This window comes from Acidimicrobiales bacterium (assembly GCA_036270875.1).
GTDB lineage: Bacteria > Actinomycetota > Acidimicrobiia > Acidimicrobiales > AC-9 > AC-9.
In genome coordinates this window covers 41,925-66,100 of record DATBBR010000050.1, presented here as the reverse complement: position 1 = coordinate 66,100, position 24,176 = coordinate 41,925, and the positions used below count along the sequence as shown (strand labels likewise).

Here is a 24,176-nt window from a genome sequence, read left to right as displayed (position 1 = left end):
TCGTCCCGGCCGGGTTGCCCTCCGCCTCCCTCGGCGTCATGGCGGGAGCCCCGGTCGGCGGTGAGGTCCAGGAGGGCCCGCTCGACGTCCAGGTCGGCCAGGCCAAGACGGCACGGGCGCCCGGAGCAGCCATCCGCCACCTGGGGGCGGCGTTCTGGATCTCGGTTGGCTGGGTAGCCCTCGTGATCGTGCTCGCCGTGCTGGCCAACGTGTTGCCTCTCGACGACCCGAACGCCATCGGCTCCTCCCTGCCGAGACAGAGCCCCAGTCTTCAGCACCTTCTCGGCACCGACAGCCTCGGTCGAGACATCCTCTCGAGGGTGATCTTCGGGGCGCGCGTCTCACTCGTCGTGGGCTTCGCGTCGATCCTCATCGGCATGGTCGTGGGCGGTGCGCTCGGCCTCATCGCCGGCTTTTACCGAGGCCCGCTGGACACGCTCTTCGACGGCGTCTCCACCGTTGCGCTCGCCTTCCCGGCTCTCGTGTTCCTCCTGGCGGTCGTGACCGCCGTCGGCCAGAGCTTGCTCACGGTGGTGGTGAGCATCGGGATCCTTTCGATTGCCCCACTCTTTCGCGTGGTTCGAGGCAACGCGATCGTCTACGCGCGGCGAGACTTCGTCTTGGCTGCGCGGGCGCTCGGGGCAAAGAGTGGTCGCATCATCGCTCGCGAGATCCTCCCGAACGTCCTGCCCACGGCCCTCTCCTTCGCACTGGTCGCGGTGGCCATCGCCATCGTCGCCGAGGGGGCGCTGGCGTTCCTCGGGCTGTCGGTGCGCCCACCGACGCCCACCTGGGGGGGCATGATCAGCGAGGGCCGCACGTCACTCCAGCAGGACGCGCTCATCTGCCTCTGGCCGTCCCTCGCCCTGTTCTTCACCGTGCTGGCCCTCAACTTCGCCGGGGATCGTCTGCGGTCGTACTTCGAGGTGAGGGAAGGGGGGCTGTGAGCCCCCGACGCCACGGCCGCCAGAGTCCCGCCGACTACCCCGTCGCGGCCGAGACTTCCGGGCCGCTGCTCGAGGTGGCCGACCTCACGACCCACTTCCGCACCGCCCGGGGGATGGTGCGCGCCGTCGACGGGGTGTCGCTCAGCCTCGATCGGGGGCGGACGCTCGGCGTGGTCGGCGAGTCCGGTTCGGGCAAGACGGTCCTGTCCCGCTCGATCATGGGGCTCCTCCCCCGAAGCAATGTCCTGCGCAGCGGCGAGGTCCGCTTCGCGGGACGAGAGCTCACCACGCTGACCGAGGACGAGCTCAGGGACATCTGGGGAGCAGAGATCGGCATGGTCTTCCAGGACCCGATGACCTCCCTCAACCCCGTGATGCGGGTGGGGCGCCAGATCACCGAGTCGCTGCGCCACCACCTCGGTGTCGACAGGGCCGAAGCCCGCCGTCGCGCCATCGCCCTGCTCGACTCGGTCGGGATCCCCGAGCCTGAGCACCGTCTGCGCGACTACCCCCACCAGCTGTCGGGCGGGATGCGACAGCGGGTCACGATCGCGGTGGCCCTGGCCTGCGGCCCGAGGTTGGTGATGGCCGACGAGCCGACCACGGCGCTCGACGTCACCGTCCAGGCCCAGATCCTCGACCTGCTCGCCCGCCAGCAGCAGGAGCGCTACATGGCCATGGTCCTCGTGACCCATGATCTTGGCGTGGTCGCCGGACGCACCGACGAGATCGCGGTGATGTACGCGGGCAAAGTGGTCGAGAAGGCGCCCACGAGGACCATCTTCACGGACATGAAGATGCCGTACACCGAGGCGCTGGTGCGGTCGATCCCCAAGCTCAGCGACCCCAGCCATACCAAGCTGTCGGTCATCCCAGGGCGACCGCCTGACCTGGTCAACCTGCCCCCGGGATGTCGCTTCTACCCCCGGTGTCCCTACGCCCAGCAACGATGCAGGGACGAGGAGCCCCCGTTGCAGGAGGCGAGCACGCCCGGGCACGTCTACCGATGCTGGTTTCCCGTGGGAACGCCCGAGGGTCGCGACGCGCTCGAGCGCAACCGACGGGATGGCCGGCTCGGCACCGACGCCCCGGTCGCGGGGGTCGGGGCCTGATGGCAGGCAGCGGGACGGCGCAGCTGCGCGCCGAGGAGACCCTCCTGCGCGTCGAGCATCTCGTGGTGGACTTCCCCGCCGGCGCCAGGAGGAGGGTGCACGCCGTCTCGGACGTGAGCTTCGACGTGCGCAAGGGGGAGACCCTCGGCCTCGTCGGCGAGTCGGGTTGCGGGAAATCGACGACCGGGAGGGCGGTCATGCAGCTTCCCCGCCCGAGCTCGGGCTCGGTGCGGTTCGCGGGCCAGGAGCTCACCGCGCTCAAGCGACACGCATTGCGCGAGACCCGGCCTCAAATGCAGATGATCTTCCAGGACCCCATCTCGTCGCTCAACCCGCGGCGGCGCGTCGTCGACATCGTGGCCGAGCCCCTGGCCATCTGGGGACGGGGCCGGGCGGGAGAGCGTGACACCAAGGTCCGGGAGGTCTTCGACGCCGTGGGGCTCGACGTGGAGGCCGCCGGCGATCGGCGCCCGTACCAGTTCTCCGGCGGGCAGTGCCAGCGAATCAGCATCGCCCGGTCGCTGATGCTCGACCCCAAGCTGTTGATCTGCGACGAGCCCGTGTCTGCCCTCGACGTCTCCGTCCAGGCCCAGATCCTCAACCTCCTGGCCGACACCAAGGAGCGCTACGGGCTGACGATGATCTTCATCGCCCACGACCTGGCCGTCGTGAAGAACGTGAGCGATCGGGTGGCGGTGATGTACCTGGGCAAGCTCTGCGAGGTGGCCGGATCCGACGACCTCTACCGGTACCCGACGCATCCCTACACCAACGCCCTGCTGGCGTCGATCCCCGAGCCCGATCCGGATGCCCGTCCTTCGGCCAACGGTGCCGGGCTGGCCGGAGAGATCCCGTCTCCTGTGTCACCTCCGAGCGGCTGCCGGTTCCGCACCCGCTGCCCGAGGGCCCAGGAGCGGTGCGCCGAAGAGGAGCCGGTCATGCGCCAGATGCGTCCCGACCACTTCGTCGCCTGTCACTTCCCGGTGGAGTCGCCCGTCAGCTTCGGGGCGGCCCCGTCGGCGACCACGAACCGGTAGCCGCCGCCAGGCCAGGTGCGCTCACGCGGGCGGTGACTCGCCCTCGGTCGGCGGTGCCGGCGGTGGCGCGGCCTCGCCGTCAGGTGCACCCTCGGGTGCGCCCTCGGTCGTGCCCTTCTCGGAGACGAACTCGGCCCAGGCCTGCTGGGCCTCGGTCTCGGGCGTGAACTCGGTCCCCGAGTAGCCGATGTAGTTGCCCTGCTCGTCGTAGGCGTGCTCCCCGAACGCCTCCCGGTACTCAGGAGCGACCTCGCCGCCCTCGGCCGCCTGCTTGATCGACAGGCTGATGCGGCGCCGCTGGAGGTCGATGTCGATGATCTTGACCCACAGCTCCTCGCCCGGGTTGACCACCTGCTCGGGCAGGTCGACGTGGTGCACGGCCATCTCGGAGATGTGCACGAGCCCCTCGATGCCGTCGCCCACCTGGATGAAGGCGCCGAACGGGACGAGCTTGGTCACCCGGCCGTACACCAGCTCGCCCACCCGGTGAGCGTTGGCGAACTCCTGCCAGGGGTCGGCCTGGGTGGCCTTGAGGGAGAGGCTGATGCGCTCCTTGTCGAGGTCGACGTCGAGCACCTGGACCTCGATCTCGTCGCCCACGCTCACGACCGACGAGGGATGGTCCACGTGCTTCCACGACAGCTCGGAGACGTGCACGAGACCGTCCATGCCGCCGAGGTCGACGAACGCCCCGAAGTTGACGACCGAGGACACCGTGCCGCGGCGGACCTCGCCGGGCTTCAAGTTGACGAGGAACTCCTCGCGCTGCTCGCGCTGGGTCTCTTCCAACCAGGCCCGCCGGGAGAGCACGACGTTGTTGCGGTTCTTGTCCAGCTCGATGATCTTGGCGTCCAGGTTGCGACCCACATAAGGGGCCAGGTCGCGGACCCGCCGCAGCTCGACCAGCGACGCGGGGAGGAAGCCCCTGAGCCCGATGTCCAGGATCAGGCCGCCCTTCACGACCTCGATGACCGGACCGTTCACGACGCCGTCCGACTCCTTGATCTTCTCGATGGTCCCCCAGGCCCGCTCGTACTGGGCCCGCTTCTTGGAGAGGACCAGTCGCCCCTCCTTGTCCTCCTTCTGCAGCACGAGGGCCTCGATGCGGTCCCCCACGGTCACGATCTCCGACGGATCCACGTCGTGGCGAATCGAGAGCTCCCGGGCGGGGATGACGCCCTCCGACTTGAACCCGATGTCGAGCAGCACCTCGTCGGCGTCCACCTTCACGACGCTTCCCTGCACGATGTCGCCATCGTCGAACTCGACGATGGTCCCGGCGATGGCATCCTCGAGCGACATCTCGCCCAGGTCGTCGGCGACGACCTGCCTGGGTGTGTACTTGCCGGTCTCGTCGAAGGTGCCCATCTGGGAGCCGCCCTCGTCCGGAGGGGTCGCCTGAGCGGGCACGCTGGCGCCGCCCGCCTGCGCAGGGGCGGCGTCCTGGGGGGGATTCACCGCGGGCTCCGGTGCCGCGGGAGGGGCGGCGTCGGCTGGTACGGAGCTCGTGGCACGCTGGTCGGACATGTCGATTGGTAGCCTTCTTTCCGGGCAAGGCTCCCGCGGCAACTGTTCGGCGGGAGGCACGTGGCGCTCCGTCTCCCACGAGCCCTGTCAGTCGGCCCGGAGGCGGCGAACCACCAATGGTTGATTTTACCACCAGGCCTCACGGACCCGGGGCGAGGCTGTTGGTGGGCCCGGTTGGTGGCAGAGACCCGGCGCGCCGTTCGGCCACCACCAGCGACTCCGGGTGATCGAGATCAGGAGCCCGACGGGCGTACTGGCCCGGTCCGACGGACCAGATGTCACGCACCTCGAGGCCGGCACGGCCGCACAGGAGCCGCAGCTCCCGGGGGGTGAAGCACGTCGTCCAGAGGTCGAGCCCCGCCTCCCCACCCCGTTGGTCCCGAACCCGCGCCACCTCGTGGTTGACGCCCAGGTCGGCGTCGAAGGTGTCGCCTGCCTCGAGGAAGCGGAGCACGAAATAGGCCGACACCGCCGACAGCGCCAGCCGCCCACCCACGCGAAGCGCCCCGGCCATCGCCGCCAGCGCCGCCCCTTCGTCATCGCCGCCCCCTAGCAGTCCGAAGCCCCCCTGGCACAGGCAGATCACGGCGTCCACGCTGGCCGGGCGGACAGGCAGGTGGCGGGCGTCGCCGCGCACGAACGTCGCCCCCTCGGGGGCCTGCTGCCGGGCCAGGTCGACAAAAGGCTCCGCCACGTCGACCCCAACCACCCGCAGACCCCGGCGAGCCAGGGCGTGGCTGTGGCGACCCGGTCCGCAGCCGACGTCCAGCACCCGCTCGCCGGGCACCAGACCGAGAGCGTCGGCCACGAAGGCCACCTCGGATTCGGTGCTCCTGGTGAACGAGTAGCGCAGGTAGGCGGGTCCGACGATCTCGGCCAGCCGCTCGTAGAAATGCGGCCTGCTCCGACGCGGCACCCTCGACGTCAGACCTTGGCTTCGGCCCAGGTCGATCCCCACGACAGGTTGACGGTGAGGGGCACGCGCAGGTCGGCTGCACCCTGCATGGCGGTCAGGGTGAGCTCGGTGGCCCGCTCGCGCTCGGCCGGTGGAACCTCCAGGATCACCTCGTCGTGGACCTGGAGGATGAGCCGGCTGGCCAGGCCCTCCCGCTCCAGGGCGGTGTCGAGGCGAACCAGGGCGACCTTGAAGATGTCGGCGGCCAGTCCCTGGATGCCGGCGTTCATGGCCTGGCGCTCACCCGCTTGGCGCACCCGGTAGTTGGAGGCCGCCAGCTCGGGGATGGGTCGGCGCCGACCGAACAGCGTCTGGGTGTAGCCCTTCGTCCTGGCCTCGGCCACGGTGGCATCCATATAGGCCCGCACGTTGGGAAAGGCCTCGAAGTAGGCGGCCAGGATGATCGCCGCCTCCTCCACGTCGATGGCGAGTCGCTGCGACAGGCCGTAGGCCTCCATTCCGTAGGCCAGGCCGTACGAGACCATCTTGGCCTTGGAGCGCTGGGAGAGCGTCACGTCCTCGGGCTCGACCCCGAAGACCCGAGCGGCGGTGGTGTTGTGGATGTCCTGGCCGAAGTCGAAGGCCTCGATGAGGCCCGGGTCGTCCGCCAGGTGGGCGATGACCCGAAGCTCGATCTGGTTGTAGTCGGCGATGAGCAGGGAGCACCCCTCGGCCGGGATGAAGGCCCGCCGCAGCCGGCGCCCCTCCTCACTGCGGATGGGGATGTTGTGCAGGTTGGGCTGGTCCGAGGACAATCGACCGGTCCGGGCGACGGTCTGGTTGAAGCTGGCGTGGATGCGCCCGTCCCCGGCGACCTCGGCCAGGAGGCTGTCGCCGTACGTCGATCGCAGCTTCTCCACCTCCCGGTACCGCAGGAGGGCATCGATGACCGGGTGCTCGCCTCGGAGTCGCTCCAACGAGGCGGCGTCGGTGGAGTAGCCGGTCTTGGTCTTTTTCTGCGGTGCCAGCCCAAGCTTGTCGAACAGCACCGTGCGCAGCTGTTGGGTCGAGTTGACCCGGAACTCCATCCCGGCCAGGTCCTGGATCTCACCGTCGAGGCGCTGGACCTCCTCGGTCAGGGTCCGCACCACGGACGTCAGATAGTCGACATCGACCCGGACGCCCGCCACCTCCATGCGAGCCAACACGCGCACCAACGGGAGCTCCACCTCGTCGTGGAGCATGGACAGGCCGCGCGCCGTGAGGGCCGCGCTCAGGGCGGGGGCCAACCGGGCGACCGCAGCAGCCCGACGACCGGTGTCTTCGGCGGGGTCCGTCGCCGTTCCCTCGAGGTCGAGCTGGCCGGCGGGCGGGGCCGCCGGCGACCTGACGTCGACGCCCGCGTAGCGGGCGGCCAGCTCCTCGAGCGGGTAGGTGCTCTCCCCCGGCTCGACCAGGTAGGCGGCCACGGCGGTGTCGAGCTCGAGACGGGCGATGTTCACCCCCATCGGGGTGAGGGCGCGCATGAGCTCCTTGGCCCGGTGGGCCACGGTCGCCACGCCGTCGGGCCCGACGAGCCGGGTCAGCACCTCGGCGACTTCGAAGGCTTCGAGCGTGGCAGCGGGGATCCAGACGACCTCGTCGGGTGGGCGGTCCGGCGGCTCGCGTCCCTCGCCCTCGGGCGGTGTGGTCGTCGCCGTGGCCAAGGCCAGGCCGAGGATCGACGACCGCCCGGGCTGGCCCTCCCATGCCGCCTCGACGACGACCGCCCCACCGCGGGCGAGGAGGGCGGAGAGGGCCGCCGACGCGTCGTCGGGCCTGGCGGCCACGTGGAGCTCGATCTCGAAGGGTTGGGCGCCCACCGGTCCGCTGAGAGCCTCGCCCTGCGGACCCAGCGCCTCGACCAGGCGGTCCCACAGCGTGCGGAACTCCAGGAAGGCGAACAGCCGGCGGACTTCCTCCGGGTCCCACCCCCCCATGGACAGCTTGTCCAGGTCGACGTCGAGGGGCAGGTCCCGTACGAGCGGGATGACCTCGGCGTTGCGCCGCACCTGCGGCTCGTGCTCGGCCAGCGCCTGTCGGAGCTTGGGCGTGGCGCGATCCAGGTTGGCGAACACCCCGTCGAGGTCCCCGTACTCGGTGACCAACCGGGCCGCCGTCTTCTCCCCGACTCCCGGCACCCCCGGCAGGTTGTCGGAGGGGTCGCCCCGCAGGGCGGCGTAGGTCGGGTACTGGGCCGGGGTCACGCCCGTGCGCTCCTTGATCCCGGCCTCGTCGTAGAGCACGTAGTCGCTCACGCCCCGGCGGTTGTAGAGCACCTTGACGTGTGGGTCCTCCACCAGCTGGTACGTGTCGCGGTCGCCGGTGACGATGATCACGTCGTCGCCACGGTCCCGGGCGCGCGTGGCGAGGGTGGCGATCACGTCGTCGGCCTCGAAGCCCGCCAGCTCGACGGTGGGAACGTGCAGCACCTCGACGACCTGGCGCACCAGGCCCATCTGTTGGCGCAGGATGTCGGGCGCCTCTGCTCGTCCCGCCTTGTAGTCCTCGACCACCTCGTGGCGAAACGTCGGCTCCGGCCGGTCGAAGGCCACGGCGATGGCGTCGGGATGGTGGTCCTTCAACAGGTTGATCAGCATCGAGGTGAAGCCGAACACGGAGTTGGTGACCTGCCCGGACGCCGTGGCCATGTCGGTCGGGAGTGCGAAGAAGGCGCGGTAAGCCAGCGAGTTGCCGTCGAGCAGCATCACCTTGGCCACAGGCCGATGCTATTGCGGGCCGCGCCCCGCACCGCGGCTCCTGGCGGGATCGCCTCCCCGGTCGTGGCGCCCGGCCGTTTCGGCGGGGTCCCGGGTAGTCTTGAGGGTCGTGGCCAATGGCTTTCATCCTCCGGTCGAGGAGTACCTCGAAGCCATCCACTCCCTTCAGGAGGAGGGCGTGCAGGTCATCCAGGCTCGCCTGGCCCAGCGCCTCGGCCACTCGGCTCCGACGGTGTCGGAGATGGTGCGCCGGCTCAAGAGCGATGGCTACGTCACCGTGGCGGCGCGATCGGTCACCCTCACGACCAAGGGCCGATCCCGAGCCGAGAGCGTGGTCCGCAAGCATCGCCTGGCCGAGCGGCTCCTCACCGACATCATCGGTTTGGAGTGGCACAAGGCGCATGACGAGGCGGGCCGCTGGGAGCACGTCATCTCAGACGAGGTCGAGGCCCGCCTGATCGACCTGCTCGGCCATCCCCGCACCTGTCCCCACGGCAACCCCATCCCCGGTGCCAGCGGCTCGGCCCCGGCCCAGACCTCGCTGGCGGACGCCGAGCCAGGCGACCATGTCCGCCTCGAGCGGGTCACCGAGCAGGTCGAGATCGATCTCGAGTCGCTGAGCTACCTGAGCAGCCACGGTTTCGTGCCCGGGACCGACGCCCGGGTGCAGACGAAGGAGACCGACGGCAGCCTGACCCTGGTGCTGGACGACATCGGTACCGACGCCCCCATCGAGCTGGGGCCGTCCATCGCCGCCCAGCTCTTCGTGGCCCAGGCCTAGCCGCACCTCGGACCCCGGGTCGGGGCCTCAGGACGGCCGCCCGTCAGGGGGTGAGGGTGCCCTCGATGACCTGACGGGCGACCTCTTTCATCGTGAGGCGTAGTCGCATGGCCGTCCGCTGGATGAAGGAGAAGGCGTCCGCCTCTTTCATCCCGTGGTTGTCCATGAGCATGCCCTTGGCCCGATCCACCAGACGCTGGCGCTCGAGCAGGTCCTCGAGGCTGCGGTTCTGCCCCTCGAGGCCCCGGTTCTCCGCCTCCAGGGCCTTGAGCTCGGCGAACCGGCCCAGGGCGACCTCGATGGCCGGGATGAGCTCTGACTTCTGGAACGGCTTCACCAGGTAAGCGAGGGCACCGGCGTCGCGGGCCTCCTCGATGAGGTTGCGCTGGCTGAACGCGGTGAGGATGAGCACCGCCGCCAGTCGCTCCCCGGAGATCTCCCTCGCCGCGGCCAGGCCGTCGAGGCCGGGCATCTTGATGTCGAGGATCGCCAGCTCCGGCCGGTGCTGGCGGACCAGGGTGACGGCCTCGTCGCCCCGTCCCGTCTCCCCGACGACCTCGTAGCCCTCCTCCTCGAGGACCTCCTTGAGGTCGAGGCGGATGATCCCCTCGTCCTCGGCGATGACCACGCGCACCGTCAACGATCGCTCCTTCCCGGCCGGCTACTGCGGCTCGGTCACGAGCCGGTCGAGCAACTCGTCCTGCGCCCGCTCGAGCTCGGTGATCGACTCGACCACCGCGGCTCGGCTGCGGGCCATGGCATCGGCGTGCCGGCGCGCCTCCCGAAGCTCACGATCGGCGAGCGGCGTCTCCGAGACGAGATATCGGATCCGCGCCTCGTCGGCCGCCTCGGCCAGCGCTGTCAGCTGCTCGTCGACCACGACCAGCTCTTCGCGGACGCGCTTGAGCCGGGAGTTGACCTCGATGAGGCGCCGCTCGACGAGTGACCGGTGCATGCCGGGGTCAGTGTAGAGCGCAACCTGCTGGCAGGAAGGCGGAATTGCCGGGTGCATCGCCGGTTCGTCGGACGATCAGACGATGACCATGGCGGCGCTGATCGCGGCGGCCAGCGCGAGGACCGCCCAGTCCACCAGGCGGGGGCGGGGGCCTGGCCGGCTGGCGGCGCGCAGGCCGCCCCTGGCCTCGATCGCGGCGCCCATCTCCTGGGCCCGCCGGGTGGCAGCCACGAGGGCGCTGACCAGCAGGTCGACGGCCTCGTTGAACAGGCTTCTCGCGCCCTGGGGGATCTCCGGTTGCCGAACCCTGCGGGCGGCGTAGAGCACCCGGAGCTCGTCCACCAGCAGCGGAAGACAGCGCACGCTCAATGCCACGCTGAGCACGATCTCGTCCACGGGCACCCGCACGACGCGCAGCGGCGAGAGCAGGCGCGCCAGAGCCGGCGCCAGCTCGGCCAGTGGCGTCGTCCACCCGACCAGGGCCGAGCCCAACAGCAGCAGCACGGTGAGCACGGTGAACCGGGCCCACTGGTCGAGGCCGCCCAGGCCGATCGTCGCCTGGCCGACATGGACCTCGGGGTGACCGCCGGCGAGGAAGGAGAGCACGGCGCCGATCCCCAGCCCGATGCCGACCCACGGGGGCAGCCGAGGGGCGGCGCCGGCCGGGATCCGGGCGACGAGCACGGCCACCACGAGGGTCGCGGCGAGGATTCCCTCCGCGGGCCAGTTCGGCTTGAGCGACAAGGCGACCCCGAAGGCGAACAGCCCCAGGAGCTTGGTGCCCGCCCACAGGCGGTGCAGGGGGCTGTTGGTAGGGACATAGCGGAGCAGGTGCAGCTCGCTCGACCGCCGGGCACTGGTGCTGCTCACGCCGGTCCGCCCGCACCGGTCCCAGGGGGCGCCGCCAGCTGCAGATCGAGCACCGAGCCGTCGGTGACCAGGTGCCCGCCGTCGATGACGACCAGACGGTCCGCCAGCCCGGGCGCCGCCTCCAGGTCATGGGACACCACGACGGTCGCCACCCCGTGATGGTCCCGCCGGCGCGCCAGCACGTTCACAAGTGTCGTTCGGGTCTCGTCGTCCAGCCCCGCAAGGGGCTCGTCCAGCACCAGGAGGCGCGGCCTGCGCACGAGCAGCCCCGCCAGGGCGACGCGGCGCTGCTGGCCTCCGCTCAGCTCGTCGATCCGCCGCTCGGACATCTCCACCGGATCGAGTCCCACCTCCTCCAGCGCGGCGGCAATCGTCTCCCGATCGAGGTCGGCCCCGAAGGCGACGTCGCCGAACACCGTCGGGCGAAACAGCTGCAGGCGCGCGTGCTGGAACGCCACACCCACCTGTCCCACGCAGTCGGGAAGGGGTCGGCCGTCCAGGGTCGCCTCGCCCTCCGTCGGGACCAGCAGCCCCGCCAAGATCCAGGCCAGCGTGGACTTGCCCGAGCCGTTGTGGCCGCAGACGACCAGACCCTCACCGCGCTCCACGTCCAGGTCCACATCACTCAGGGCCCGGTGGGCCCAGGGCGAGCGCCTGGCGTACACATAGCCCACCCCCGCCAGGTGCACGAGCGCGGGCACCGACCCGGCGCGGACGACGCCAGTGCTCGCCACCGGGGGCCGGACATCGCGCTCGGCTGGCGCCGCCCTGCCGCCGGGCGGGTCGCTCCCGATGCGGGTCAGCCGCCCATCGCCGAGCTCCACCACCAGGTCCGCTCCTCGTACCTCCTCCTGGCGGTGGGTGATGTGGACCACGGTGACGCCCTGGCTCCGGGCCAACTGGCGGAGCACCTCAGTGAGGCCTTCACGACCGGCGGCATCCAGCATCGACGTCGCCTCGTCGGAGATGAGCAACGCCGGTCGCCGGGCCAGCGCGGCGGCGATGGCCAGGCGCTGGAGCTGGCCGCCCGAGAGGGTCGCCGTCTCGCGCTCCTCCAGTCCGGCCAGGCCGACGCAGGCGAGAAGCTCGCCGACCTCCACCTCCTCGTCAGGGGGCATGCCCCAGACGACGTCGTCGCGAACCCGGACTCCGAGGACCTGGCTCTCGGGCCGCTGGAACACCATTGCCGTGCCCCCCCGACGGCCAAGCCCGGCATCCCCGGGCCTCGTGATCGTGCCCTCGGTCGGCGCCAGGCCGGCGAGGATGCGGGCGAGCGTGGACTTTCCGGACCCGTTGGGCCCCAGGACCGCCACGAATGCGCCGGGGGGGATGGTGAGGCTCACGTCGGAGAGGGCGTTCCTCTCGGCCCGCGGATAGCGGTAGCCGACGCCGCGCAGTTCGACCGGGAGCGGCCCCACGGGCGCATCGGGCGGCGGCGGCGGCAGGACGGGGGCCGGCCCCGTGGCCTGCGTGAGGCGACGGAGCGCGGGAACGGCGAACGCCCGGGCGAACACGGCGGCGGCGATGGTGCTGACCAGCTCCCCGGCGGGGAGGGCGATCCACCAGTGGGCGATGATCCAGTTGACGGCGTCGTTTCCCCAGCCGACGACCGAGTTGAGCCCGATATGGCGGAGGATGCGGCTCGTGCCCTGCCAGCCGATGCGGATCTGGGCCAGGGTGAGGTTGCGCAGCTGGCTGAACGAGTACAACACGAGGAGCGTGAGGCCGATCACGGTCGTGCCCGTCGTGGCCACGGCGAGGGCGACGGTGCGGGCCATCCCCCAGCCCCTTCGCAGCGCCGTGCCGACGGCGAACCCGAGGGCGCCGGCGGTCCCGACGTGGATGGCGAGGGCCACGCCGCCGATCAGGAACGCCACAGCTGCTCCGGCGAGCGTCGCCACGACCATGGCGCGCAACCGATGGCGCACCGCCAGCGCGGCCAGGGGCGTCACCGCTGCCGCGTGCAGGATGCCGCCGAGGGGCATGAGCCAGCCGACGAGGATCAGGCCCACGGCGACGTCGGCCAGGATGGCGGACTCGGCCAGCTCGGCCGGGCGCAGCCGGCCCTTCGTACGGGCCGGCGGGCTGGGATCGCCGGGCGCGGCGTCCGCCCGGTTCGTCACCTCACCGATTGCCGGGCTCCCCACCGTCCCAGCCTCTCAGGTCGCGCCAAGTTCCGCCGGTCGGCTGCGTCGGGCCGGGCGCTCGTACAATGACCGGGCTGGATCGACAGTCGCCATCGTTCACAGCGACATGCCCGGATGGCGGAACGGTAGACGCGATGGCCTCAAAAGCCATTGTCCGCAAGGGCGTGCGGGTTCGAGTCCCGCTCCGGGCACGGTTGGGACTCAGCTCTTTGGACCCTGATGAACAGGTGTTCGACTCGAGAGCGGCCGGCTAAGGTGGGTTTGGTGCGCGTACGTCGGTGGATGTTGCTCGGCATTGCCTTCGTGGGCACGACGGTTGCGGCCCTTCGCCAACGATTGCTGGCCCAGAACGAGCGCCGGATGGGCACGCGGTGAGCGGGCAGGAACGGGTCTCGTATCGGGCGTAGCAGGAGAGCCGGTGAAACCCGGTGGCCTCCGGCCTGGTCTGACACCTAGGCCCGGTTGCGAGCGGTACACCACACGTGGCACGCAAGAGGAGCGGCGGTGCTGGCATTCACCTTCCCCGGACAGGGATCACAGCGGCCCGGTATGGGTCGGCCATGGGTCGACCACCCGTCGTGGGAGGTGGTGGGCGACGCCTCCGAGGCGGCCGGGCGCGACATCGCCGGATTGCTGCTGGAAGCGGACAGCGAGGAGCTCACGGCCACCAGGAACGCCCAGCTGGCGACGTTCGCCCTCAGCCTGGTGGCCCTCGACGCCATCGAGCGCCTCGGGCTCGCTCCGTCGGCCTGCGCCGGCCACAGCCTGGGCGAGTACACAGCGCTCGTCGCCGCCGGGGCGCTCGGCTTCGAGGACGGCGCCCGCCTGGTGACCGAGCGCGGCGACGCCATGCAGGGCGCCGCTGACGAGCATCCCGGCACCATGGCCGCCTTCATCGGGATCAGTGACGCCGACGCCGAGGCCGCCTGCCAGCGGGCCGAAAGCGACGTGTGGTTGGCCAACTACAACTCCCCTGGTCAGGTCGTCGTGGCCGGGACGGCAGAGGGAGTGGCCGCGGCCGCCGAGGTGGCCAAGACGCTCGGAGCCCGCCGGGTGCTGCCCATCCAGGTCGGCGGCGCCTTCCACACCCCCCTCATGGGGGCCGCCCGTCATCGGCTCCGCAAGGCCCTCGCCACCGCCAGCTTCGCTGATCCGGAGATCCCGGTCACGGCCAATGTCGACGCCCGGCCCCACGCCACGGCCGAGGAGTGGCCCGGCCTCCTGTCTGCCCAGCTCTGTAGCCCGGTGCGCTGGCACCAGACTCTGAGCGGGCTGTCCGAGACCGGGGTGACGGCGTTCGTCGAGGTCGGGCCGGGCGGCGTGCTCTCCGCCCTTGCCCGCCGGACCGTCTCCGGCTCGCTGGCGGTGAGCGTCTCCAAGCCCGACGACCTCGACGTGCTGGTCGAGGCCCTGGCCGGTGAGGGGCCGCTCCACGCCTACGCCGCCGACCATCAAGGCGAGCACCTGTACACCTCCGAGCGCCTGGTCGTGAGCCAGGCCGCGGGGTTGTTCCAGCCGAGACAGGACCTGCAGGACCGGGTAGAGGTCGGCGACATCGTCGGCAGCGTCGGCTCGGAGGAAGTGCGGTCGCCGTTCTCAGGCTCGGTCCAGGGGTTCCTGGCCCTGGCCGGCCAGCGCGTCCTCGCCGGACAGCCCGTCGCGTGGCTCCGCGCCGCGCCCACCCAGTGACCAGGGGGGCGGCCATCGCGGGGTGGGGGTCGGCCCTGCCCGAGACGGTGGTGACCAACGCCGACCTGGAGGCGCGCCTTGACACGACCGATTCCTGGATCGTCGAGCGCACCGGCATTCGCGAGCGACGGGTAGGTAGTACGACGGGCGAGCTCTCGGTGGCCTCCGGACGAGCTGCGCTGGCAAAGGCCGGGCTGCTCCCGTCCGACGTCGACCTGCTGGTGCTGTCGACGACGACGTCCGATCGAGCCGTCCCGGCGACGTCAGCCACCGTCCAGCACGCGCTGGGGCTGCGGTGCGCCGCCTTCGACCTCAACGCGGCCTGTTCCGGTTTCGTCTACGCCATCGTCACCGCCCACGCGCTCATCTCCACTGGAGTCGACCGGGCGCTGGTCATCGGCACGGACACCCTCTCCGGGATCACAGATCCGAGCGACCGGGGCACGGCGGTGCTGTTCGCCGACGGATCAGGAGCCCTCGTGCTGGAGGCACTCCCCGGGGACGACCGGGTGCTGGGTTGGGACCTGGGCGTCGACGGCTCCGGTGTGCCCCTGCTCTATTGCGACCATGGCGCCTACATCAAGATGGACGGGCGTGAGGTCTTCCGGCGAGCGGTGCGGGTGACGGTCGAGTCGGCCCAAGCGGCTATGGAGCGGGCCAAGCTCAGCGCGGACGACATCACCCTCTTCGTGCCCCACCAGGCCAACCTGCGCATCATCGAGGCGGCCAACCAGCGTCTCAAGATCCCCCTGGACCGGACGGCCATGGTCCTCGAGCGCACCGGCAACACCTCGGCCGGCTCGATCCCGCTGGCCCTCGCCGAGGCCGCTGATGCCGGGCGGCTGCGCGACGGGGACAACGTTCTGCTGTCGGGCTTCGGCGCCGGCATGACATGGGCCAGCGTCGTGGTCCGGTGGGGCCGGTGAGCGCGCGGGCCCAGCGGGTGGTCCTCGTGACCGGTGGCTCACGCGGCATCGGCCTGGCCTGTGCCCGGAGGTTCCAGGACGCCGGCGATCGCGTGGCGGTGACCTTCCGCACCAAGCCGCCGGCGGGGCCCGAGGGACGGAGCGAGCGCTCCACTGAGCTGCTGTGCCTGCGCTGTGACGTCACCGCGCCGAGCGACGTCGAGCAGGCGTTCGAGACCATCGAGGAGCGGTGGGGTCCCGTCGAGGTGCTGGTCGCCAACGCCGGCATCACCAGGGACACCCTGCTCCTGCGGATGAGCGAGGACAACTGGCAGGACGTGCTCGACACCAACCTCACCGGCACCTATCGCACCGTCAAGCGGGCGGTCCGGGGGATGGTGCGGGCCCACGACGGGCGGATCGTGCTCGTCTCCTCCGCAGCCGGCTTCGCCGGCGGTCAGGGGCAGGCCAACTACGCCGCCAGCAAGGCCGGCCTGCTGGGCCTGGCCCGCTCCCTCGCCCGTGAGCTCGGGTCCCGCGGGATCACGGTCAACCTCGTCGCTCCTGGTCCGGTGGCCACCGACATGCTCGACGACGTGGCCGACAGCCGCATGGCCGAGCTCACCGCCATGATCCCCCTCGCGCGGGTCGCCACCCCCGAGGAGGTGGCGACGGCCATCACCTTCCTCGCATCGCCGGAGGCCTCCTACATCACTGGTACCGTGCTGCCCGTGGATGGCGGCCTGGCGATGGGCATCTAGTGCCTGATAGTCCAGTCAACCATCACCGAAAGGAACCATCTTCAGTGGACAACGAAGCCGCCTTTGACAAGTTCAAGACCTGCGCCGTCGAGGTGCTCCAGGTCCAGCCGGACCAGATCACGCTCGACGCCCGCTTCGGCGATGACCTCGACGCCGACAGCCTCGACCTGGTCGAGCTGGTGATGGCGCTCGAGGAGGCCTTCGACATCACCATCGACGAGTCCGAGCTGGAGGGGATCGAGACGGTCGAGCAGGCCTTCAACCTGATCACGTCCAAGCTCTGATGCAGCTGGCCTGGGGTCGGGCCCCGGGTACGGCAGCCACCGGCCGCCGTGTCGCCGTCACCGGCCTGGGCGTCGTGGTGCGCTGTGGCATCGGCAAGGACGCCTTCTGGGACGGCCTCTGTGCGCCAGCTCCGGTGGGTGACCGTCGCGTCACCGCCTTCGACCCGACGGGGTGGTTCGGGCCCAAGGAGGTCCGCCGGGTCGACCGGTTCGCCCAGCTGACCGTGGCGTCGGCCGCCATGGCCCTGGACGATGCCGGGGCCCTGGAACCCGACCCGGACCGCGCCGGCGTGGTCATGGGCACGGGCGTCGGCGGCATCGAGACCCTCGAGGACCAGTTCGTGGTCAGCCAGGAGAAGGGGCCCGACCGGGTCTCGCCCTTTCTCGTCCCGATGATGATGGCCAATGCCGGGTCGGCCATGGTGTCGATGCGCAACGGTTGGCGAGGGCCGTGCGAGACGATCGCCACCGCGTGCGCCGCCGGGTCGCACGCCATCGGCAACGGTGCCCGCCTGGTGGCGTCTGGGCGCTGCGAGGTCGTGCTGGCCGGTGGAGCCGAGGCGGCGATGATCCCGGTGACGCTCTCGGGCTTCGGCAACATGACCGCGCTGTCGAAGTCGGGCATCTCCCGACCCTTCGATCTCGAGCGTGACGGCTTCGTCCTGGCCGAGGGATCGGCGGCCATGGTCCTCGAGGACCTGGACCGGGCCCGGGCCAGAGGCGCGCCCGTCTACGCCGAGCTGGCCGGGGCGGCCAGCACGGCGGATGCGCACCACCTCACAGCCCCTGCGCCCGGAGGCACGGGTGCGGCCGCCTGCATGGAGGAGGCGCTCGACGACGCCGGCCTCGCGCCGCGCCAGATCGCGCACATCAACGCCCACGGGACCTCGACCACACTCAACGACGCGGCCGAGGCCGAGGCCATCAACAAGGTGTTCGGGACACCCGGTCCCGTGCTGACCTCGATCAAGGGCGTCACCGGTCACGCCCTCGGAGCGGCCGGAGCCATCGAGGCGGTCGCCTCGGTCCTCACCATCGACCGGCGGGCGATTCCTCCCACGGCCGGCTACGTGACGCCCGATCCTGAGCTGCACCTCGACATCGTGGCCGGCGCCCCCCGGCCGTGGGAGCCCGGTCCGGTCCTGTCGAACTCGTTCGGCTTCGGTGGTCACAACGGCTCCCTGATCTTCGTGCCCAGCGCCGAGGACTGAGCGCCCGCAGCGGCCCTCGACGAGCGGCCACCAGGCGCGAGTTTCCCTTTGGGAGACCCTCCGGTACGGTCGCCCCGGTGACCGTACCCACCTCCCGACCAGCCGATCTCGACTTCGGTGCCTTCACCGAGGACGGCCCGTGGGTCATCGATCTCCACGACCTGCCGTGGCGAGCGGGGGTCGATCGGATACGGACCCGCACCCGCGCCGAGGTGCCTCAGCTCCTACGGCGACGCCGGCTCCCACCCGGGCGACGGGTGGTGCGGGTGGGGAGCCAGCTGGGACGGGCGGTGGCGGGCTGGTACCTCGTCGAGCGGCGACGGTCACAGGCCGAGTCGCGCGCCGGGTTGTCGCGTCGCCTCCGCATCGCCTTCGAGGAGCTGGGACCGACCTACATCAAGCTCGGGCAGATCCTGTCGTCGGGACAGGGCATCTTCCCTGAGGAGCTGGTGGCGGAGTTCCGCCTCTGTCGCGACCAGGTGCCGGCCGAGCCCTTCGCCGCCGTGCGCCAGACAGTCGAGACCGACCTCGGCCGACCCCTCGACTCGGTCTTCGCCGAGTTCGACGAGACCCCCGTGGCGGCGGCGTCCATCGCCCAGGTCCACGGGGCCAGGCTGCTCACGGGCGAGCCGGTGGTCGTGAAGGTCCAGCGAGCCCAGGTGAGCGGGCTCGTCCGGCGGGATCTGGCCGCCATGAGCTGGATCGCCCCTACCCTTGTCGGCCGCATCCCGGTGACCGCCCTGGCCAATCCTCCCGCTCTCATCGAGCTGTTCGCGGAGACCATCGTCGAGGAGCTGGACTTCCGCCTCGAGGCCGACAACATGCTCGACATCGCCCGCATACTGGCCGAGACCGACCAGCGGGCCCTGGTGGTGCCCCGCCCTCACCCCCGTCTGGTGACCCGGCGGGTCCTCGTGATGGAGCGACTGGCGGGCTTCGGATGGGACGACGTGGCGGGGATGCGCGCTGCTGGGATCGACACGTCGGCGGTGGTGCGGGCCTCGCTCATCGCCTTCATGGAGGGAGCGATCCTGTTCGGCGTGTTCCACGGCGACCTCCATGGCGGCAACATGTTCGTCCAACCCGGAGGCCGCGTCGCCCTGCTGGACTACGGCATCACCGGACGCCTCGACGAGCCCCAACGGCTGGCTTTCCTACGTCTGCTGATGGGGGGCACGACCAACGACGTGCACCTCCAGATCGAGGCCCTGCGCGACATGGGCGCCCTGCCCAGGGACGTCGACGTCGACGGCGTCATCAGGGACCTCGGCATCGACGACCCCGTCAAGGACCCGACGAACATGTCCGCCGAGGAGCTGATCGGCGAGATCCGGGAGCTGACCAAGGCCCTGCTCAGCTACGGCGCCCGCATGCCGAAGGAGCTCATGCTGTTCGTCAAGAACATGCTCTTTCTCGACGCCGCCATGGCCAACCTGGCGCCCGACGTCGACCTCTTCGCCGAGATCACCTACCTGGCGACCTACTTCGCCACCCACCACGGCGACCGCATCGCGCGGGACGTGGGCATCGATCCGCGCACGGTCCCGGTGGACCTCGACGGGGTGCGGGCCTCGATGGGTCTGACCTCCGACGTCGGGGGCCTCACCCACCGCGAGCTCCAGGCCCGACGCGCCGTGATCCGTCGGCGCATGGAGGACCGCCGGAGCCGGCGCTGACGGGGTGAGGAGGGCCGACCCTGCCGTGATCCTCGCGGTGGCCTCGGGCGGGGCCCTGGGGGCACTGTCCCGCTACGGCATCGAGCTCGGAGGCGACGTCGGCCGCGATGCGTTCCCATGGCCCACGTTGGGCATCAACGTGTCCGGGGCGTTCCTCCTCGGGCTCGTGTACACGCTCCTTGCCGAGCGCGTGCGGCCTACACCGTACCTGCGGGCCTTCCTCGCCATAGGGTTTCTCGGTGCGTACACGACGTTCTCGACGTGGACGGTCGAGGCCGTCCTGCTTGTCCGAGACGGAGCCGTGGGGATGGCCGCGACGTACGCCCTGGTGACCGTGGTGGCCGGCCTGCTTTCCGTCGTCGGCGGTATGGCTGCCGGTCGAGCGTGGCCGGCCCGAGCGGGAGGAAGCCATGAGACTCGAAGGAACCGGTGAGCAGCTGAGCATCTTCATCGGGGAGAACGACCACTACCAGCACAAGCCGCTCTACACCGAGATCGTGCATCGAGCCCACGAGGCGGGGCTGGCGGGGGCCACGGTCTTTCGCGGCTTCGAAGGCTATGGCGCCTCGAATGCCATTCACACCACGCGTATCCTGAGCCTCAGCGCCGATCTGCCGATCTTGATCACCATCGTCGACACGTCCGAGCTCATCGAGGGTTTCCTGCCGCAGCTGGACGAGCTGATCACCGAGGGGCTGGTGCTTCGCGAGAAGGTGGACATCGTCAAGTACGTCGGACGGGCCGCACCGAGCTCATGACCTACCTCGGAGTCGCCGTCGCCGGGGCCCTCGGGGCGGTCGTCCGGTACCTCGTCGATCGCGCCGTGGCGCGCCGGCACTACTCGGTCTTTCCCTTCGGCACGCTCCTCGTGAACGCGAGCGGGTCCTTTCTCGCCGGAGTGGTGCTCGGTCTTGCCCTCTATCACGGCCTGGCCTCGACCGCTGCCGTGGTGATCGGCATCGGCTTCCTCGGCAGCTACACGACGCTGTCGACGTTCAGCTTCGAGTCCGTGGGGCTTCTCGAGAGCGGGGCCCTACTGCTCGGCCTGGCCAACGTGGTGGGAAGCCTCGTGACCGGGCTGCTCGCGGCCGGCGCCGGGTTCGCGCTCGGCGCGCTGTAGTGGCGGCCGCCGACCGGACCGGGCACCCTTCGGCCGATCACCCTGGCCCGAGGGACCTGGTGCAGGCAGCCCGGTCGGTCGCCGCCTCGACCCTGTTCCCGCACGCCCAGGAAACCGATGTGGCCGCGCGGGTGCCCGAGGAGAACCTGCAGGCCCTTGCCGACAACGGGCTGTTCGGCCTGGCGGGCCCCCAGCCGGACGGGCACCCGCCGATAGCGCCGCCGGTCGTGCGCGCCGTCCAAGAGGCCCTGGCTGGGGCGTGCGGCGCCACCTTCTTCGTCTGGGCCCAGCATCACACCCCGGTCCGGCTCCTTGCCCGGACTCCCAATGCCGCGCTGCGGGCGCGGTGGCTGGACTCGCTGTGCGCGGGCGGGTCGCTCGCCGGCGTGATGTTCGCCTACCTCCGCTGGGCGTCGCCCGCCGTTCGGGCCACCGAGGTTCCGGGCGGCTACCGGGTCACCGGGGTGGCGCCCTGGGCGACCTCATGGGGAATGGCCGACATCTTCGCCGTGGCCGCCTGCCTCCCCGGAGACCACGTGCTGTGGTTCCTCCGCGACGGGCGAGCGGATGACGGGGTGCGGCCCTCGCCCCCGCTCGAGCTGGCCGTCATGCAGTCCACCTCGACGGTCAGGGTCGCCTTCGAGGACCTGTTCGTCCCCGACGAGGAGGTGTTGCTGGTCGAGCCGCTGGAGACCTGGCGTCGTGAGGACCGGGTCACCACGTCGCAGCCGAGCCCAGCCGCCCTGGGCGTCGCCGGCACCAGCTGCCGGCTCCTCGCCGAGGCCGCTGCCCAGCGGCGCGACCACACCACCACGGAGACGGCCGGCGCGCTGGAGACCGAGCTGGCCGGCTCACGCCAGGGCGCCTACGAGCTCGCCGACGCACCGATGCCCGAGCAGCCAGGCCCCGCCTTCGACGCCCACCTGGCCCGCCTCGTCGAAGCCAGGGTGTCGAACCTCGAGATTGCGCAGAAGGCCTCCAGGGCTCTCGTCACCGCCCTTGGCGGCGGCGCCATAGCCCGCACCCATCCCGCCCAGCGGCTGGCCCGCGAGGCCCTCTTCTACGTCGTGCAGGCCCAGACGGACTCCATCCGCCGGGCCAGCCTCACCCGCCTCACTGGCGACCACCCGCGAAGCGCCTGACCCACCACCTCGGATCGCGAGCGTGGGCGTGGAAGTGGTGCGGCATCTGGCGCATGACCCGATCGACCGAAAACCCCTCGGGGCCGAAGCGCGCCGTCGCGACCTGCTCCAGCACGCCGATCATGTGATCGACAGCCGCGCTCGGCGGCTCTGCGCCGTGACGCCGCCAGACGACCATGGGCACGTCGCAGATCTCGCAGTCGGCGACCCAGCAGACGTCGTCCTCGTGATGCCACGGTGTGATGCGCGCCGCTTCGCACAGCTCGCACCCGTCGACCTTCCCGTCGTCCAGCAGGGAGCGATCGCCCTCGGCCGGTGCTCCGCCATCCGGCTGCTCAGGCATCGATGCCGGCCCGCAGCTCTCCCACGAAGGCGGCGGCCTCGTCGGGACCCCCACCCTCCAGCAGTCGCCGCACGAGCGCCGACCCCACCACCACGCCGTCGGCGTCCTCGCACACGTCCCTGGCCTGGTCGGGGGTGGACACCCCCACGCCGATCAGGACCGGCTTGTCGGTCACGGCCTTGAGCCGCCGGGCCATCCTGCGGGCGCTCGTCGCCAGCTCGTCTCGTTCGCCGGTGACGCCCAGCAGGCCGACCCCGTACACGAAGCCGCGGGCTCGCCGGCAGATGGCCTCCAGCTGGTCGTCAGCCGTCGTCGGCGCCGCCAGCATGACCGTCTCGACCCCGGCGTCGTCCGCTGCCCGGGCCCACTCCCCCACCTCGTCGAGCGGAAGATCCGGCACGATGGCGGCGGCCACCCCGGACTCGACCAGCCGACGGGCGAAGCGGCGGTGGCCGCTCCGGAACACGAGGTTGTAGTAGGTCATCACGGCGAGCGGAATCTCCACGTCGACACCGCTCAGCTCCGACACAATGCCGGCCGGCGTCGCCCCGCGCGCCAGGGCGCGCGCCGACGCCTCCTGGATGGTCGGTCCGTCCATGATCGGGTCCGAGAACGGGATGCCGACTTCCAGGCCGTCGGCGCCGGCCGCGGCGACGGCCCGCACCACGTCGCACCAGTGTGGTGTCAGGGCTCCCGTGACGTAGGGGACGAGAAGCTTGCGACCCTCGTCGCGCGCCGCCCGCAAGGTTGCTTCGAGCGACCCGACGGGCGCGTTGCCCCCGCCGGAAGGTGACGTCTCGTCGGCGGCGTCCGAAAGGACGCGGCTCACCCGAGCAGCTCCATCACCTCGGCCGCGTCCTTGTCACCCCGCCCCGACAGGGTCACGAGCACCGTCGAGCCGGTCGGGATCTCGTCGCCCGCGGCCCGGGCGACGTAGGCCACGGCGTGCGCGGGCTCGAGGGCCGGGATGATGCCCTCGGTCTCCGACAGCAGCCGCAGGGCGTCCAGCACCTCGTCGTCGCCGGCCTCGACGTAGCGGGCCCGACCGACCTCGGCCAGGTAGGCGTGCTCGGGACCGACGCCCGGGTAGTCGAGGCCGGCCGAGATCGAGTGGGCCTCGAGCACCTGGCCGTACTCGTCCTGGAGAAGATGCGAACGCATGCCGTGCACGACCCCCGGGACACCGTGTCCGATGGCTGCGCCGCCGGCGGCCTCGACGCCGATCAGGGCCGCTCGGGTGTCCACGAACCCGGCGAACGTCCCCGCCGCGTTCGACCCGCCCCCGACGCAGGCGAGCACGAAATCCGGGTCGTCACCCCCCAGCACCTCGCGGCACTGGCGGCGCGCCTCGTCGCCGATGACACGCTGCAGCTCGCGGACCATCCAGGGGTAGGGGTGCGGGCCCATCACCGACCCGAGGCAGTAGTGCGTGGTCTCGACCGACGCGACCCAGTCCCGCATGGCCTCGTTGATGGCGTCCTTCAGGGTGCGGCTCCCAGAGTCGACGGGTCGGACCTCGGCGCCCAGCAGGTTCATGCGGAACACGTTGAGGGCTTGGCGCTGCACGTCCACGGCTCCCATGTACACGACGCACTCCAGCCCGAACAGGGCGGCCGCCGTCGCCGTGGCCACGCCGTGCTGTCCGGCTCCCGTCTCGGCCACCAGGCGCCGCTTCCCCATGGTCCGGGCGAGGAGGGCCTGCCCCACCACGTTGTTGATCTTGTGGGAGCCGGTGTGGGCCAGGTCCTCGCGCTTGAGCAGGACCCGCACCCCAAGGCGATCCGACAGCCGGCGGCACTCGGTCACCGGTGTCGGCCGGCCGGCGTACTCGCGCAGGAGCGTGGCGTACTCGCTTTGGAAGGCATCGTCCGCCCAGGCCGAGCGGAACGCCGCCTCCAACTCCTTGCACGCCCCCACCAGCGACTCGGGCACGAACCGCCCGCCGAACGAGCCGAAGCGACCGGACGGGCTCGGCTCGCCCATCGTCGTGGGGGAGGAAGACCGCACCTCCATCC

General features: G+C 71.1%; 24 protein-coding genes and 1 tRNA gene. 15 read left to right on the top strand and 10 right to left on the bottom strand.

All coding sequences use genetic code 11. From position 1 onward, the window contains the following. The first annotated feature begins 38 nt into the window (after positions 1–38). Genes VH112_05835 through VH112_05825 form a run of 3 tightly spaced genes read left to right on the top strand, consistent with a single transcriptional unit; the run spans position 39 to position 3,096 of the window. A complete protein-coding gene (locus VH112_05835; protein ID HEX4539749.1) occupies positions 39–947 on the top strand; it encodes an ABC transporter permease in 909 nt (302 codons plus the stop codon). Next, positions 944–2,059, top strand: coding sequence for an ABC transporter ATP-binding protein (locus VH112_05830; GenBank protein ID HEX4539748.1), 1,116 nt, complete (start codon positions 944–946; stop codon positions 2,057–2,059). Before VH112_05835 ends, VH112_05830 begins: the two co-directional genes overlap by 4 nt. Then, positions 2,059–3,096 carry an oligopeptide/dipeptide ABC transporter ATP-binding protein gene (locus VH112_05825; GenBank protein HEX4539747.1) on the top strand — a complete coding sequence of 346 codons (1,038 nt, stop codon included), beginning with the start codon at positions 2,059–2,061 and terminating at the stop codon, positions 3,094–3,096. The genes VH112_05830 and VH112_05825 overlap by 1 nt, the downstream gene beginning before the upstream one ends. Before the next feature lie 21 nt (positions 3,097–3,117). Here the strand turns inward: VH112_05825 and rpsA are convergent, their stop codons facing one another. The 3 genes from rpsA to polA form a co-directional block, all read right to left on the bottom strand. Beyond that, positions 3,118–4,554: a 30S ribosomal protein S1 gene (gene rpsA, locus VH112_05820; GenBank protein ID HEX4539746.1), complete on the bottom strand. Its 1,437-nt coding sequence runs from the start codon at positions 4,552–4,554 to the stop codon at positions 3,118–3,120. Positions 4,555–4,762: 208 nt separating this feature from the next. Further along, the gene (locus tag VH112_05815) at positions 4,763–5,539 is read right to left on the bottom strand and encodes a methyltransferase domain-containing protein (protein HEX4539745.1); all 777 of its coding nucleotides are present in this window, start codon (positions 5,537–5,539) and stop codon (positions 4,763–4,765) included. 8 nt (positions 5,540–5,547) lie between these two features. Next, on the bottom strand, positions 5,548–8,277 hold the full coding sequence (gene polA / locus VH112_05810; protein HEX4539744.1) for a DNA polymerase I: 2,730 nt from the start codon (positions 8,275–8,277) through the stop codon (positions 5,548–5,550). Positions 8,278–8,386: 109 nt separating this feature from the next. Between polA and VH112_05805 the strand changes: the two genes are divergently transcribed. Next, on the top strand, positions 8,387–9,058 hold the full coding sequence (locus tag VH112_05805; GenBank protein ID HEX4539743.1) for a metal-dependent transcriptional regulator: 672 nt from the start codon (positions 8,387–8,389) through the stop codon (positions 9,056–9,058). A gap of 43 nt (positions 9,059–9,101) precedes the next feature. Here VH112_05805 and VH112_05800 read toward each other — a convergent pair whose 3' ends face one another. The 4 genes from VH112_05800 to VH112_05785 form a co-directional block, all read right to left on the bottom strand. Continuing rightward, a complete protein-coding gene (locus VH112_05800; GenBank protein HEX4539742.1) occupies positions 9,102–9,692 on the bottom strand; it encodes a response regulator in 591 nt (196 codons plus the stop codon). A gap of 27 nt (positions 9,693–9,719) precedes the next feature. Continuing rightward, positions 9,720–10,013, bottom strand: a complete 294-nt coding sequence (locus VH112_05795) for a hypothetical protein (GenBank protein HEX4539741.1) — start codon at positions 10,011–10,013, stop codon at positions 9,720–9,722. 75 nt (positions 10,014–10,088) lie between these two features. Then, entirely contained in the window at positions 10,089–10,883 is a 795-nt protein-coding gene (locus tag VH112_05790; protein ID HEX4539740.1) for an energy-coupling factor transporter transmembrane protein EcfT, read from the bottom strand. Further along, on the bottom strand, positions 10,880–13,030 hold the full coding sequence (locus tag VH112_05785) for a DUF2232 domain-containing protein (GenBank protein ID HEX4539739.1): 2,151 nt from the start codon (positions 13,028–13,030) through the stop codon (positions 10,880–10,882). The genes VH112_05790 and VH112_05785 overlap by 4 nt, the downstream gene beginning before the upstream one ends. A gap of 108 nt (positions 13,031–13,138) precedes the next feature. Here VH112_05785 and VH112_05780 point away from each other — a divergent pair. The 11 genes from VH112_05780 to VH112_05730 all read left to right on the top strand — a co-directional run bounded on the left by VH112_05780 (position 13,139) and on the right by VH112_05730 (position 21,818). Next, positions 13,139–13,221 (top strand) — tRNA-Leu (locus VH112_05780). Positions 13,222–13,534: 313 nt separating this feature from the next. Beyond that, a complete protein-coding gene (fabD, locus tag VH112_05775) occupies positions 13,535–14,719 on the top strand; it encodes an ACP S-malonyltransferase (protein ID HEX4539738.1) in 1,185 nt (394 codons plus the stop codon). Further along, positions 14,716–15,645, top strand: coding sequence for a beta-ketoacyl-ACP synthase III (locus VH112_05770; GenBank protein HEX4539737.1), 930 nt, complete (start codon positions 14,716–14,718; stop codon positions 15,643–15,645). The genes fabD and VH112_05770 overlap by 4 nt, the downstream gene beginning before the upstream one ends. Further along, positions 15,642–16,385 carry a 3-oxoacyl-ACP reductase FabG gene (gene fabG / locus VH112_05765; GenBank protein HEX4539736.1) on the top strand — a complete coding sequence of 248 codons (744 nt, stop codon included), beginning with the start codon at positions 15,642–15,644 and terminating at the stop codon, positions 16,383–16,385. Before VH112_05770 ends, fabG begins: the two co-directional genes overlap by 4 nt. Before the next feature lie 44 nt (positions 16,386–16,429). After that, positions 16,430–16,669: an acyl carrier protein gene (acpP, locus tag VH112_05760; protein ID HEX4539735.1), complete on the top strand. Its 240-nt coding sequence runs from the start codon at positions 16,430–16,432 to the stop codon at positions 16,667–16,669. Then, positions 16,669–17,880, top strand: a complete 1,212-nt coding sequence (locus VH112_05755) for a beta-ketoacyl-ACP synthase II (GenBank protein HEX4539734.1) — start codon at positions 16,669–16,671, stop codon at positions 17,878–17,880. The genes acpP and VH112_05755 overlap by 1 nt, the downstream gene beginning before the upstream one ends. A gap of 77 nt (positions 17,881–17,957) precedes the next feature. Then, the gene (locus tag VH112_05750; protein ID HEX4539733.1) at positions 17,958–19,556 is read left to right on the top strand and encodes an AarF/UbiB family protein; all 1,599 of its coding nucleotides are present in this window, start codon (positions 17,958–17,960) and stop codon (positions 19,554–19,556) included. A gap of 4 nt (positions 19,557–19,560) precedes the next feature. After that, complete coding sequence (locus tag VH112_05745; protein HEX4539732.1) at positions 19,561–19,989, top strand: CrcB family protein; 429 nt, start codon at positions 19,561–19,563, stop codon at positions 19,987–19,989. Further along, entirely contained in the window at positions 19,967–20,314 is a 348-nt protein-coding gene (locus VH112_05740; GenBank protein ID HEX4539731.1) for a DUF190 domain-containing protein, read from the top strand. Before VH112_05745 ends, VH112_05740 begins: the two co-directional genes overlap by 23 nt. Then, on the top strand, positions 20,311–20,676 hold the full coding sequence (locus tag VH112_05735; protein ID HEX4539730.1) for a CrcB family protein: 366 nt from the start codon (positions 20,311–20,313) through the stop codon (positions 20,674–20,676). Before VH112_05740 ends, VH112_05735 begins: the two co-directional genes overlap by 4 nt. Before the next feature lie 59 nt (positions 20,677–20,735). Beyond that, on the top strand, positions 20,736–21,818 hold the full coding sequence (locus VH112_05730; protein ID HEX4539729.1) for an acyl-CoA dehydrogenase family protein: 1,083 nt from the start codon (positions 20,736–20,738) through the stop codon (positions 21,816–21,818). Here the strand turns inward: VH112_05730 and VH112_05725 are convergent. From VH112_05725 to trpB, 3 genes are read right to left on the bottom strand one after another with little or no spacing between them, the layout of a single operon-like run. Beyond that, a complete protein-coding gene (locus tag VH112_05725) occupies positions 21,790–22,161 on the bottom strand; it encodes a hypothetical protein (protein HEX4539728.1) in 372 nt (123 codons plus the stop codon). The genes VH112_05730 and VH112_05725 overlap by 29 nt on opposite strands. After that, on the bottom strand, positions 22,154–22,990 hold the full coding sequence (trpA, locus tag VH112_05720; GenBank protein ID HEX4539727.1) for a tryptophan synthase subunit alpha: 837 nt from the start codon (positions 22,988–22,990) through the stop codon (positions 22,154–22,156). Before trpA ends, VH112_05725 begins: the two co-directional genes overlap by 8 nt. Next, a complete protein-coding gene (gene trpB, locus VH112_05715; GenBank protein HEX4539726.1) occupies positions 22,987–24,174 on the bottom strand; it encodes a tryptophan synthase subunit beta in 1,188 nt (395 codons plus the stop codon). Before trpB ends, trpA begins: the two co-directional genes overlap by 4 nt. Between the last annotated feature and the right edge of the window lie 2 nt (positions 24,175–24,176).